The sequence below is a fragment of the Methylobacterium sp. J-043 genome (assembly GCF_022829505.1).
Taxonomy (GTDB): domain Bacteria; phylum Pseudomonadota; class Alphaproteobacteria; order Rhizobiales; family Beijerinckiaceae; genus Methylobacterium; species Methylobacterium extorquens_A.
This window is the reverse complement of the sequence record NZ_JAKSYB010000049.1, coordinates 191,437-204,584: the sequence shown is the minus strand read 5'-3', so window position 1 is coordinate 204,584 and position 13,148 is coordinate 191,437. Positions and strand designations below refer to the sequence as shown.

The following is a 13,148-nucleotide window of genomic DNA, read 5'->3' as shown; positions in this document are numbered from 1 at the left end:
ATGAGCCGTACGTCCGCCCTATGCCGCCGCGTCCACCCGCGCCAAGTCCATGTCGAGCCCGGCGATGGCGCGTTCCAGCGCCGCGAAGCAGTCCGGATCGAACGCGGTGCCGACATCGCCGCGCATGATGGCGAGCGCCTTCTCCACCGGCATCGCCTTCCGGTAAGGCCGGTCCGCGGTCAGGGCGTCGAACACGTCGGCGACCGAGACGATCCGGGTTTCGGGTGCGATCGCCTCGCCCTTCAGCCCGCGCGGATAGCCCCTTCCGTCGAGCCGCTCGTGGTGGCCGCCCCCGATCCGGGCGATCTCGTGGAAGGCGGCGACCCGTGTCAGGATGGTTTCGGACAATGCCGCGTGGTTGCGCATGTCCTGCCACTCGGCCTCGTCCAGCTTGCCGTTCTTGTCGAGGATCGCGTTCGAGACCCCGAGCTTGCCGACGTCGTGCAGCAGCGCGGCCCGCTTGAGCCAGCGTCGGCGCTCCGGCGTGTAGCCGAGTTCGGCCGCGACCATGTCGGCATAGACCGCGACGCGCTCCGAATGGCCCGAGGTGAACGGGCTCTTGGCATCGATGATCTGCGCGAAGGCGCGGGCGATGTCGTCGAGGTAGTCTTCGTCCACGGTGATCGGGCTGCGGGGCGCCAGGGCGAACACCGCCGCCTCGACCGCGTCGGAGGCCAGGGTCTCCCAGAAGCCGGGGGCGGCCGCGGCCGCCTCGAAACAGGCGACGATTTGCGGATCGAACCATGTGCCGGCGCGCGCCCGCACCTCGGCCAGGGCCGCCGCGCGGCCGGCGGAGGTGTGGAAGACGTCGACCACCTGGGCGAGCAGCGCCACGCGGGCATAGAGCGGGATCGCGGGGCCGGCGAGCCGGTCGGGCCGCCCGCCGCCGTTCCAGTGCTCGTCGAGGGCGTGAATGGCCTCGCAGACGCTGGCCGGGAAGCGCAACTGCCGAGCGATCTCGGCGCCGCGTTGGCAGCGGGTCTGGATCAGTTCGTCGACGATCGTCCCCCCGTTCTGCAGGATGTTGAGCACCGCCCGGAAGCGGTCGGCCAAACCGGCCTTGAGACCCGTATGCGAGAAGACGAAGCCGAGAACCTTCGGCAGGCTGTCGCTGACGGTCTTGAAGTCGCGTTTGAAGCTCAGATCGTCCGACAGGTAGAGTTCGCAGATGCGCGCGGCATTGCTGGAGCAGCCGAGGTCTTTCAGCATCACGGTGTGGTAGAGTTCCCAGAGCTGCAGGTCGGGCAGGCCCATCTGCCGGCCGATATGGAAGCCGATCCAGGTCGCGCGCACGCAATGCCCGACGGGTTGGCCCTCCGTCAGATCAAGGGCGTGGCTCAAGGCGCCGAGGATCTCCGAGAGTTGGACGGTCGTGGACTCGCCCTCGCCGCCTGACACGATGCGCATTCTTCCTCACCCGTCCTCTTGCTGTCCGGCCGGAGCACTGCCTGCCGAGGCTGATGAAAGCGTTGCGCCGCGGCGGCGACCCGGCCGGATGGTGAACGGACTGCGCAGGGCACGTCGCCTGTCTCAGCTCGGCCGGCGGCCACGGCGGGGAAATCCTCCGGCCGTCTTCCCGCGATGTTAACCGCACGGCGAAATCGTCGGGCCGCGCTCGCGGGCGTTTAACGCTTCGGCGCCACGATCGCGGCTCGATCCCGCCCGCACCAGGTCCGCCTCCCATGACCGCGATGCCCACCGCAGCGTCCACCGCGGCCACCCGCCCCCTTCGCCCGCGTCCCGAAGAGGCCGCCCGGCTCGCCTGGGTCGATGTCGCCAAGGGCCTTTGCATCATCCTCGTCGTGATGATGCATTCGACGCTCGGCACCGGCGAGGCGCTCGGCGGCGAGGGCTTCCTGCACACGGTCGTCGAGTTCGCCAAGCCGTTCCGGATCCCCGACTTCTTCCTGCTCTCGGGGCTCTTCCTCGGCCGGGTGATCGACCGCGACTGGCGGCTGTTCGCGGATCGGCGCGTGGTCCACTTCGCCTATTTCTACGGACTGTGGGTGGTGATCCAATCGCTGTTCAAGGCCGGCTCGATCGTCGCCGGAGCGGACGGGAGCGCGGAGAAGCTCGCCGCCTTCGGCCTGCACCTCGCGGAGGCGCTGGTGGTGCCCTACTCGACGCTGTGGTTCGTCTACCTGCTCGCGGTGTTCTCGGTGGTGACGAAGCTGCTCCACCGCCGGGTGCCGCCGGCCCTGCTGCTCGTCGCGGCGGCTCTGCTGCAGATCCTGCCGACGAGCGGCCTGCCCGAACTCCTGGACGAGTTCTGCGAGCGCTACGTCTACTTCCTCGGCGGCTATCTCTTCGCCGAGTGGATCTTCCGCTTCGCCGACCGGGTGCGCGAGCGGGCGGGCCTGGCGCTCGCGGGCCTCGCCCTCTGGGCCGTGCTGGAGGCCGTGTTCGTGTTCACGCCGACGGGGATCGAGGCGCTGCCGACGCTCGCGCGCCTGCCGGTGGTCAGCCTGGCGCTCGGCACGGTCGGCGCGCTCGCCATCGTCGCCTTTGCCGGGCTGATGACGCGAGCGGGCGGCCCCGTTACCGCAGCGCTGCGCGCCTGCGGCGAGCGCTCCATCGTGATCTATCTCGGCTTCTTCCTGCCGATGGCGCTGACCCGCACCGGGATCGCCCGGTTCAACGAGGCCCGGCCCGACCTCGCCCTCGATCTCGGGCTCGCGAGCCTCGTCGTGACCGTGGCGGCGGTCACGGTGCCCCTGGCCTTCGAGCGGCTGGTGCGCGGTTCGCGCCTGGATTTCCTGTTCCGGCGCCCGGCCGCCTTCCACATCGCAGCCGCTCCGGCACGCCGGCGACCGGCGGGGGCCCCTCGCGAGGCATGAGCGGACGGCTCTCGGCGGAACCAACCTGCCCCGCCCGCCGGTTTGCCCTCCGTTGGTCTGCGTCTTCGTGCGGACGTGCTTGGGAGGACAGGGGTATGGTGCAGGAAGCATCCGACGCGGGACATGCCGAGGGGCACGCAGCGAGCGGCGATCCCGCCGAGGTGGTTCTCGATGCGCCGCGGGACCGCGCCTACTGGGCGCGCCGGTTCGAGGTGCCGGCGGAGCAGGTGCAGGCGGCGGTCGAGGCGGTGGGCTCCGATGTCGCCCGGGTCGCGGCCCATCTCGGCAAGCCCTGGCCCTACGAGAAGAGCGGCATCGTCTGATCCGGCGTTCGAAGAGCGCCGCTCAGCTCTGCGGCGCGCCTGCATCGCGGCTCGCTTCGAGATGGTCGAGGAGCTGGCGTTCGTAGGCGATCAGCTCGCGCCCGTGCTTGATCGCGCGGTGATACTGGCGCGCCGAGAGTTCGTCCTGGATCGCGAGGATGTAGGGCGCCATGCTCGGCGACGCCTTCATGATCTCCGTGGCTTGGCGTACGAACAGATCCTCGGCCTCCGGCGGGTTGTCGGCCAGATAGATGAACTGGAGCGTGACGCAGAGCCGCTTGGCGGCGGTGTCGGCCTCGGTCTCGGTGATGATCTCGCTCTCGCGCAGGAACTTGCACTGGTTCTCGATCACGAAGGTCGAGCGGCGGTCTCCGTTGCGGATCAGCGCGCCGTTGATGATCAGCCGCTCCTGGGGCTTGAGCTCGATGCGCAGGGCCATGATGAACAGTTCCTTGGTGGGACGAAACGAAGCAAAGACCGTGATGTTCTCTTAACCACGATCGCACGGCTTTGCGCGATGCTTGCGTTTGACGGGCGAAAGCAGCGGAATCGGACGGTCGGATTAAGGTCTCGGCAAGGCGCGGGATGGAAGGTCCGGGTGTCGCCAAAAGGGCGGCATCAAGACCCACAAGGATCGCCCCCATGTCCTCCGGCATCACGCTTTCGGCCGCCACCCGTCAGAACCTGCTCTCGCTGCAGGACACCTCGGCCCTGACGGCCACCACCCAGAACCGCCTTGCCACCGGCCTCAAGGTTTCCTCCGCCCTCGACAGCCCCGTCAACTTCTTCACCGCTCAGAACCTGTCGAACCGCTCGACCGATCTCGGCGGCCTGCTCGACGGCATCTCGAACGGCGTCCAGGCGATCCAGGCGGCCAACCAGGGCATCACCTCGATCCAGAAGCTGATCGACTCGGCTAAATCCACCGCTAATCAGGCGCTGTCGACGCAGATCACCACGACCGGCACCGCGGCCAACGACTACACCGCTCCCGGTTCCGGCGGTTCCAGCGTCAAGCTTTATGTCAACGGCACGGCGACGACGGCGACCATCGCCAGTGGCGATTCGATCGACACGGCCATCACGACGCTGAACACAGCGGCCGGCTCGACGATGTTCTCCAAGGATACGACCGGCAAGAAGATCGTGCTGAACGCGAGTTCGGCAGTCGAGTTCGCGACGACGGCCGGCCAGACCGCACTGGGCTTTGCCGCCGGCACGGGTACCGATACGGCCAACAAGTACGGCAGCGGCAATACGGCTGCGAGCGCCAGCGCCAACCTGACCATCTCGGGCGTCGATACTCGCGCCAAGCTTGCTGACCAGTACAACAGCTTGCTGACCCAGATTACGCAGCTGGCCAAGGATTCGAGCTTCAACGGCACGAACCTGATCAGCAACGGCGACGCCTCGAACAAGCTGCACATCGCCTTCAACGAGAAGGACACCTCGAACCTCGACGTCCAGGGCCAGGATCTGACGGCCGACGGTCTCAAGCTGACCTCGATCACCGGCAATTCGGGTGCGACGGTGAACGGCCAGGGCAACTTCCTGCTCGACACCGACATCAAGGGTACCCTGACCAAGCTGACCTCGGGCTCGGACACCCTGCGCACGGCGAGCTCGACCTTCGGCTCGAACCTCTCCGTGGTGCAGAACCGTCAGAGCTTCTCGAAGAACCTGATCAACGTCCTCGATACCGGCGCGGCCAACCTGACCAACGCCGACCTCAACCTGGAAGCAGCCAACTCCCAGGCGCTCTCGACCCGTCAGTCGCTGGGTATCTCGGCGCTCTCGCTCGCCAACCAGGCACAGCAGAGCATCCTCCAGCTCCTTCGCTGATCGCGTTCCCTGAGACGCATCGCGCCAGCAAAAGAGACGGCCGGGACCTTGTTCCGGCTGTCGACCCGTTGCAAAAATTGGAAATTATCCGGCCTCGAAGAGATCGTTAACGCTTAAGAAACCCTGGACATGGTGAATTAACCCTAATGCCGGATCGGTATCGATCTGAACGGGGTTGTTACCCATGTCTTCCAGCGTCACGCTTTCCGCCGCCACCCGCCAGAACCTGCTCTCCCTGCAGGACACCTCGGCCCTGACGGCTACCACCCAGAACCGGCTGGCGACGGGACTGAAGGTCTCGTCGGCGCTCGACAACCCGGTCAACTTCTTCACGGCGCAGTCCTTCAGCAGCCGTTCGGGCGATCTCAATTCGCTGCTCGACTCGATCTCGAACGGCATCCAGACGATCCAGGCGGCCAACCAGGGCATCACCTCGATCCAGAAGCTGATCGACTCGGCGAAATCCACCGCCAACCAAGCGCTCTCGACGCAGATCACGACGACCGGCACCGCGGCCAACGACTTCACCGCCGCGACCAACGCCAGCGTCACCTTCTACATCAACGGCACGAGCAAGACCGCGACCATTGCCACCGGCGATTCGATCGACACGGCCATCACCGCGCTCAACTCTCAGGCCGGCTCGACGATGTTCTCTAAGGACACGACCGGCAAGAAGATCGTGCTGAATGCCAGCGCGGCGGTCGAGTTCGCGACGACGGGCGGCCAGACCGCTCTAGGCTTTGCCGCCGGCACGGGCAGCGCCACGGCCAACAAGTACGGCACCGGCAACCCGGCCGCAAGCAACAGCGCTAACTTGACCATCTCGGGCGTGGAGGCGCGTACGAAGCTGGCCGAGCAGTACAATAGCCTGTTGATCCAGATCACGCAGCTCGCCAAGGATTCGAGCTTCAACGGCGTCAACCTGATTAGTAGCAGCGATGCCTCGAACAAGCTGCACATCACCTTCAACGAGCGCGACACCGCCAATCTCGATGTGCAGGGGAAGGATCTGACGGCCGATGGCCTGAATCTGACCTCGATCACCGGTAACTCGGGTGCGACGGTGAACGGACAGGGCAACTTCCTGCTCGACGCCGACATCAAGGGCACGCTGACCAAGCTGACGGCAGGCTCCGATACCCTGCGCACGGCGAGCTCGACCTTCGGCTCGAACCTCTCGGTCGTGCAGAACCGGCAGGACTTCACCAAGCGGCTCGTCAACATCCTCGATACCGGCGCCTCGAACCTGACCAACGCCGACCTCAACGAAGAGGCGGCCAACTCCCAGGCGCTCTCGACCCGTCAGTCGCTGGGCATCTCGGCGCTGTCGCTCGCCAACCAGGCGCAGCAGGGCATCCTCCAGCTCCTGCGCTGAGGGCGGTTTCCATCCGAGAAGCGGCCGGCCGCCGCGGGACGTTCAGGGGCGATCGCGCGCGGCGGTCGCCCTTTTTCGTCGTGCGGGCTTTGCATCCACACCCGCCGCCGACGCATCCCCGTCCCGTGCCCGCCCCGTGGCGTCCGGGCGCACGCGTCCATAAATCAGCCGCGTTGTGCGCCGCTTGATCGGCACCGACACGCTTGTCCGTCGCGTGCCGGCCGGGGACCTCAACCGCTCGATGAACGCCATCCTAATCAAGCTGTTCGCGACCGCGCTGACCCTGTCCCAGGTCACGACGCGGCCCGATGCGGTGCGGACCCAGTTCGACCCGGCCAAGGATGGCGCGCAGGTCGTGGCGATCCTGCGCGACGGCTGTGCCCACATGCGCAAGTCCTTCGACATTGAGGACATCAATCTCGACGAGCTGATCTCCACCGCCATGGAGGATCCGAGCGCTGTGGCGGGCGACAGCGCGCCCAAGATCCTGCACGGGCTCGACATCGCCGAGCTGAACACGAGCTACAAGCAGTTCTGCAAGGGTGAGAGCCCGGCCAACTCCCCCTTCGAGGCGGCGGCTGTGATCGCCTTCTACAACAACGCCGTGAAGGATCTGCCCTCGGCCGAGGCCCTGCGCGACATCAAGCTGCCCAGCGCCAGCGTGATCCTCGAGGCGGCAGGCAAACCCTATTCTGAGACCTTCGAGACGCATGGGCGCCGCCTCGTCGTGCCGATCGAGGGCGTGCCCGACCTCGTGCAAAAGGCCTTTGTCGCCGCCGAGGACAAGCGCTTCTACCAGCACCACGGCATCGACGAGCGTGGGGTGATCCGCGCCTTCGTCGGCAACCTCGCCTCGCCGGGGCGCCCGGCCGGCGGCTCGACCATCACGCAGCAGGTGGTCAAGAACCTCTCGGTCGGTGACGACGTCACCTACGAGCGCAAGATCCGCGAGATGATCGTGGCCTCGCGCCTGGAGCGGCTCCAGACCAAGCCGCAGATCCTCGGCCTCTATCTCAACGGGATCTATCTCGGCCGCGGCGCCTACGGCATCGAGATGGCCGCGCGGAGCTGGTTCGGGAAGTCGGTGGGCGCGCTGAGCCTGCCCGAGGCCGCCCTGCTCGCCGGCCTGCCGAAGGGGCCGAACTACTACAGCCCGGACAAGTACCCGGAGCGGGCGCGAGAGCGCCGCGCCTACGTGCTGAGCCGGATGAAGGAAGAGGGCACGATCACCGAGGCGCAGATGAACGCAGCGGTCGCCTCCGATCTCGGCATCAAGCCGCCGGACGCCGCGCGCCAGGATTCCGGCTTCTACCTCGTCGATCAGGTCGCCCGCGAGGCGCGCAGCTTCGCCGGCCTCGAATCGCTCACCAACGCGAGCTACACCGTGCGCGCCACGGTGAATGCCGGCCTGCAAAGCGCGCTCGAAGGGGCGCTTCAGGAGGGGCTGGCGACCTACGAGCGCGGCACCGGCCGCGCCCGCTACGAGGGGCCGGAGCTGAACCTCGCCGAGGCGATCAAGCGCATCGAAGCCGCTGCGCCTGCGTCGGAGCCGGCCGCGCCGCCGCCTGCGCCCGAGGCAAAGAGGGGCGCCAAGAAAGGGGCGGACAAGGCGGCGGCGAAGGCACCGTCCAAACCCGCCGCCCCGCCCGCGATCCAGCCCGTGATCCAGCCCCCTTGGCAGCGCGCGCTCGTCTCCGCCCGGCCGCCGCTCTACGACGTGCGCTGGCCGCTCGCGGTGGTGCTCCAAGCGGGTAAGAATGGCACCAGGGTCGGCCTGCCCGACGGCCGGGTCGCGAGCCTGGAGCCCGGCTCCGCGCGGGGAAAACTTCAGCTCTACGATGCCGTGCGGGTGCGCCTGCGCGAGGGCAAGGGTAGCCTTCGGGCCGACCTGCGCGTGCGCCCGACCGTCCAGGGCGCGGCCATCGTCTTGGAGAACCGCACGGGCAGGATCCTGGCGATGAGCGGGGGCTTCTCCTATCCGCTGAGCCAGCTCAACCGGGTGACGCAGGCCGTGCGCCAGCCGGGTTCGACCCTTAAGCCGCTGACCTACCTCGCGGCGCTGAATGCGGGGCTCCAGCCCAACACGCTGGTGATGGATTCCGCCGTGACCCTGCCGCCGATCGGCGGAACGGGCGATTCCTGGTCGCCGAAGAACTATGACGGCGGCGGCTCCGGCGCGACGACGATCCGGCGCGGGCTCGAATTCTCGAAGAACCTCGTCACCGCCCGCCTGCTCCAGGGCGGCATCGCCCCCAAGGCCCCCGACAGCCTGCAGCGCGTCTGCGACATCGCGCTGGAGGCCCAGCTCTACGCCGAATGCGAGCGCTATTATCCCTTCGTCCTCGGCGCCCAGCCGGTGCGGATGATCGATCTGGCGAGCTTCTACGCCGCCATCGCCAACGAGGGCGCGCGCCCGAGTGCCTACGCGCTGGAATCGGTCGAGCGCGACGGAAAGCCGGTCTACAGCCATCCCGAAAAGGCGCCGGTGCGGATCGGCTCGGCCGACCGGGTCGCCTTCTACCAGCTCAAGACTATGCTTCAGGGCGTGACCCAGCACGGCACCGCCGCGGCGCTCTCCGGCATTTCGGCCTACGTCGCCGGCAAGACCGGCACTTCGGAGAACGAGAACGACGCGTGGTTCGCCGGCTTCTCGAATGAGATCACCGTGGTGGTCTGGGCCGGCTACGACAACGCCGACGGCGTGCGCCGCACGCTCGGCCGTGGCCAGACCGGCGGCCACGTCTCCGTGCCGGTGGCAAAGGCGATCTTCCAGGCGGCCTGGGCCAACGGGGTGGCGCGCACGCCGCTGGCGCCGCCTTCTCCGGAGGCGAAGGCGCTGATTGCCGACCTGCCGATCGAGCCGAGGAGCGGCCAGCGTGTCGCGGGCGGCGGCTTCATCGAGCATTTCCGCCTCAAGGGCGGCCAAGTCGCCGACACGCAATACGCGCTGGTGCCCCGCGACACGCTCTACGCCATGCGCCCCGACGCGGAGGACGGCGATTACGGCAATGCGGAGGACGGGGCGGATGTCGCCGGTGACTTCTTCGGCAATCTGCCGGGTGGGCGCCGGAGCACCGAAGACCCGTTCGCGCAGCGCCGTAGCGCCGAGACCGACCGGACTGTCGATCCTTGGGGCCTGCGCCGCGACCGCCGGGAGGAGCCGCAGGCCTGGCCCGGCCGCGACCGCTACGGGCAGGTCAACCCGGTGCCGTTCGGCTCGCCCTTCGACGATGAGGGCGACACCCGCGCGCGCCAGCGCCGCCGCGATCCCGACTACCTGTTCGGCGACGATCCCGGCTACTGAGCCTACGCCTTTGGCGCCCTCCGACGCCCTCCCTCATCGACTCCTCCGAGGTCCGCTTTGCCCAGGCTTTTTCCGGCCGCCCTTCTCGTCGCGCTCGCGCTGGCAGTGCCCGCGCGCGCGCAAGAGGCAGCAAAAGATCTTCCGAAGCCCGCCGCCCTGGTCTCCGACCGGGTCAAGGACGTGCCGGCCCTGACGCCCGGCGACGCCGCGAGCCTCAAGCCCGGCACGGTGCTGTTCACTGACCACCGCGAAGCTGCCTCGACCAATCCGGAGAGCGGGCTGATCGCCTTCGAGGCGTGGCGGAAGGCGCGGGGTCCCGAGGCCGCCGCGCTCAGCCCCTGGCCCGGCTATACCGAGCCCGACTACACCCAGACGGTGAACGGCGTCGCCAAACCGCGCCACGAGACCCTGAAGGTCTATGTTGCGGAAGGCCGCTTCGTCGTGGCCAAGCCGCCCTCCGCGATTGATCTCTCGGCGTTTGCCAACTTGGACTTCCTGGCCAAGATGGATCCGGTGATCCGCCACAAGCGGCTCGACCCGGCGGAGGTGACGCCGACCAAGGACCCGGTCGCCGCCTTTGCCAAGCGTCCCGACCGGCCCTGGTGCGGGGCAGGCGGCGTCTGCATCGAGTCGCGCTACGATCTCGAGGGCAAGCTGCCGCTCGGCGTGAAGCTTGCCAACAAGCTCGAACTCGGCTCCTCGAAAAGGATAGCGGAGTTCGTCTCGTTCCAGAGCGAGCTGCGGGTGCTGCCGCCGGCCGAGGCGGCGGGCCTCGCGGCGCTCACGAAGATCGACACGCCCGTGGCGGGTGGCCTCGAACAGACGATCTTCTGGGTCAACCAGATCCTGCGCTTCGGCAAGTTCCTGGCGGTGATGCAGCCGGCCCCGGACGATCCGAACCGGACGGTGGTGACGACCTACATGGCTCTGGCCATCAAGGCCGACGTGCTGGAGCGCAAACAGGAATACGCCCGCGTGCCGGTGCTGAAGAACCTGCTGCCGGTGCAGGTGCTGATGGGCAATTCCTCGTTCAACACCGGCACCTCGATCAGCGCCGGCGTGCCGACCTACGCCCGCAACCGCATCGTCGCCTTCGCCGACGCCCTGGCGAAAAGGTGACATACGTTCGCCGGCGTCATTCATTCCTCACAAAAACGTGAGCAAGAGGGATAAGTGTCGCCGGAAAGATACAGACACACTCTGGTATATTGGATAAAGTAATACGACTCGTTCCTGAGACCGCGAGTCACCTCAGCCGGCGCGCCCCATGGGCGCGCCGCTTTTTGTTTGGGCCGGTCTCATTGCCGGTGAGGCCGGAGGGTGGCGTATCGTCCCGCCGGATTGCAGGTGGAGCGTCCCAGGCGTCGAAGCTGTCCTCGGTAGGATTCCGGAAAATTCCACGATGAGATCGTGCAGGTTCGTTCTCGCGCTCCTGACGCTGGTCGTCTTCTCCTGCGATGGCAGCGGCACAAGCGCGGCCACCGTGAGCCGTTGCGCGCTCGATCTTGTCCTGGCGCCGGACGGCACGCCGACGCTGACGGGCGACTGTCCGCGCGATGCGGGAGGCGTCGCGGCGGCCCTCGCACGCGCGCAGGGTACGCTCGCATCCACAAGCGTAATCGCGCTCGGGCGCACGACCTTCGGCCCGGCCGGGCTGTTCGATCGCTGCGCGGTGATGGCGCGCCTCGCCGACGATCCGCGCTGGACCGCATCGATCGACAGCCGTAGGGCCAGCGTGCCACTCCGTGATGGGCTCAAGGCCGACCTGCTGGCCCCGGCCATCGCCGCTGCGCTTGCCCGAGCGGGGCGCAAGTTGCGCGGCGTGAGCCTGGAAACGGTTCTTCTGTCCGACGCCCCGGCCGAGGACTGCCCCAAGAGCCCTGCCCGAGCACCGATCGAGGCGCGGATGTGGTTGTCGTTGGAGTAGGTGCCGTGCCGCTCCTCACGGATTCCCCGGGCCCTTGGCGAGGCCGGCGAGCGTGAACAGGTCCACCGAGAGCTTGGCGCCGACCACGAACGCGTCGGGAATGTTCTTCGGGTAGTACGGAAACCGTGTCTGGTCCGGGTTGACGATGTATTGCAGGTTCGGCGTCAGGCGGATCGCAGGCGAGACTTGGATGCCGTAGTTCAGCTCCATCATGATCTGCTGCCGTGGAATCGTGCGGAACAGACCGAGGGAGGCTTGCGCCGCCTCGATATTGCCGAGCGCCAGCGGGCTGAAGGCTTGCGTGTTGATGACGAAGCCGACCGTATCGTAGGGGCGCCCCGCGAAGGTGCCGGTCTGAAGCGCGCCGATCTCCAGGAAGTAATCCTCGACCAAGCGCCCCCCGGTGCCGGCCATGGCGACGCCGAACAGGGTCAGCCCCTGGATGCCGTTCGGATCGGGGCGCCAGACCATTTGGTCGAAGCGGGCATAGATGCCTGAACGGCCGAACCGGGTGGCGGGGGACAATCCGGTGAGCACCCGGCGGCCGCCGGCCACGTCCCGCACCGGGTCGGTGTAATCGGAGCGATCGACCCAGCCGCCGATGCCGTAATTGCGGGGCAGCGCATCGTTGGCGAAGGTCGTCGAGTAGCCGAGTTCGAACGGCACGATCGCGCCGGTCGCGCCCTTGGTCGAGAAGTCGAGGCCGTTGTCGCCGGGCTGCTGGTGCAGCGGGTTCACCTCGTAGGCGCCGACATGGAAGAACACCCGATCCGTCAGCCACGCCTTGGCGTGCCCGCCCCAACTCGCCACCGGCCAGAAGGTGAAGTTCGAGGTCTTGAACACGAAGGTGGGGTTGCCGCAGGCGGAATTCGTCTGAAAGTTGCAGTAGACCGGCGAGTTCAGGAAGTTGATGTTGGCGACCAAGCGTCCGACCTCGATGTCGAGCCGATTGTCGAGCAGCTTCTGCTGGTAGGAGAGCAGCGTCAGCCGCGTGGTCTGGCCGCCGCCGAAGATCTCCTGCACGCTCGTGTTGTTGCCGATGAAGTCGTCGGCGAGGTTGCGGCCATGGCGGTTGGTGACCGCGATGTGGACTGAGCCACCCTCGATCCCGGCCAGACGTTGCAGGTCGGCGTCGATGCCGAAGAAGAGCTGCCCGGCGTAAGCGCTGCCCTGGCGGATGCCGCCGACGGGGTTGGCCGCCGCCTGTCCCGTATAGTTGAGCAGGAACGAGAGGCCGTTGCCGAAATCGAATGTGCCGGGCGACAGGGCCGGGGGCGTCGCGGATTGGCCGAGCACGTCGGCGGCGGCGGCCGCGCTGCCATCATCGCCGAAGGGCCGGGGTGGTGGTGCCCGCCGCGCGACCCGCCGCAGGGCGGGGCGCCGGACGACGGCCGGGACGCCGCTCTCGGCACGCGCGAGGCCCGGCCGCGGGGGGGCATCTTGCGCGCCCACCGACATCGCCCCTGGCCCGAGCGCCGTGAACAGGCCGATCGCGGCCCAAGCTGCCTTTTCGGCTTTCATGTCGTTCCCCCATCGA

Annotated in this window: 10 protein-coding genes; 7 read left to right on the top strand and 3 right to left on the bottom strand. The window is 67.8% G+C overall.

The window, feature by feature from the left end; all coding sequences use genetic code 11:
* Nucleotides 1–18: 18 nt before the first annotated feature.
* The gene (locus tag MKK50_RS14080; protein ID WP_499023138.1) at nucleotides 19–1,407 is read right to left on the bottom strand and encodes an HD-GYP domain-containing protein; all 1,389 of its coding nucleotides are present in this window, start codon (nucleotides 1,405–1,407) and stop codon (nucleotides 19–21) included.
* A 275-nt stretch (nucleotides 1,408–1,682) separates the two neighbouring features.
* Here MKK50_RS14080 and MKK50_RS14075 point away from each other — a divergent pair, with 275 nt between their 5' ends.
* Together MKK50_RS14075 and MKK50_RS14070 are read left to right on the top strand one after the other, a co-directional pair.
* On the top strand, nucleotides 1,683–2,837 hold the full coding sequence (locus tag MKK50_RS14075) for an acyltransferase family protein (RefSeq protein ID WP_499023137.1): 1,155 nt from the start codon (nucleotides 1,683–1,685) through the stop codon (nucleotides 2,835–2,837).
* Nucleotides 2,838–2,932: 95 nt separating this feature from the next.
* Nucleotides 2,933–3,160: a DUF3606 domain-containing protein gene (locus MKK50_RS14070; protein WP_499023136.1), complete on the top strand. Its 228-nt coding sequence runs from the start codon at nucleotides 2,933–2,935 to the stop codon at nucleotides 3,158–3,160.
* 22 nt (nucleotides 3,161–3,182) lie between these two features.
* Here the strand turns inward: MKK50_RS14070 and MKK50_RS14065 are convergent, their stop codons facing one another.
* Complete coding sequence (locus tag MKK50_RS14065) at nucleotides 3,183–3,599, bottom strand: flagellar biosynthesis repressor FlbT (protein ID WP_253373808.1); 417 nt, start codon at nucleotides 3,597–3,599, stop codon at nucleotides 3,183–3,185.
* Nucleotides 3,600–3,802: 203 nt separating this feature from the next.
* Here MKK50_RS14065 and MKK50_RS14060 point away from each other — a divergent pair, with 203 nt between their 5' ends.
* From MKK50_RS14060 to MKK50_RS14040, 5 genes are all read left to right on the top strand, one after another.
* Nucleotides 3,803–5,002, top strand: coding sequence for a flagellin N-terminal helical domain-containing protein (locus tag MKK50_RS14060; RefSeq protein WP_499023134.1), 1,200 nt, complete (start codon nucleotides 3,803–3,805; stop codon nucleotides 5,000–5,002).
* A gap of 184 nt (nucleotides 5,003–5,186) precedes the next feature.
* A complete protein-coding gene (locus MKK50_RS14055; protein ID WP_499023130.1) occupies nucleotides 5,187–6,380 on the top strand; it encodes a flagellin N-terminal helical domain-containing protein in 1,194 nt (397 codons plus the stop codon).
* A 241-nt stretch (nucleotides 6,381–6,621) separates the two neighbouring features.
* Entirely contained in the window at nucleotides 6,622–9,684 is a 3,063-nt protein-coding gene (locus tag MKK50_RS14050) for a penicillin-binding protein 1A (RefSeq protein WP_499023128.1), read from the top strand.
* Between the two features lie 57 nt (nucleotides 9,685–9,741).
* Nucleotides 9,742–10,803: a hypothetical protein gene (locus MKK50_RS14045; RefSeq protein ID WP_499023126.1), complete on the top strand. Its 1,062-nt coding sequence runs from the start codon at nucleotides 9,742–9,744 to the stop codon at nucleotides 10,801–10,803.
* Nucleotides 10,804–11,086: 283 nt separating this feature from the next.
* The gene (locus tag MKK50_RS14040) at nucleotides 11,087–11,611 is read left to right on the top strand and encodes a hypothetical protein (protein ID WP_499023124.1); all 525 of its coding nucleotides are present in this window, start codon (nucleotides 11,087–11,089) and stop codon (nucleotides 11,609–11,611) included.
* 15 nt (nucleotides 11,612–11,626) lie between these two features.
* On the opposite strand, the gene MKK50_RS14035 is transcribed toward MKK50_RS14040, so the two are convergent.
* Nucleotides 11,627–13,132 (bottom strand): carbohydrate porin, encoded by a 1,506-nt coding sequence (locus MKK50_RS14035; protein ID WP_499023122.1) that lies wholly within the window; start codon nucleotides 13,130–13,132, stop codon nucleotides 11,627–11,629.
* Nucleotides 13,133–13,148: the final 16 nt, after the last annotated feature.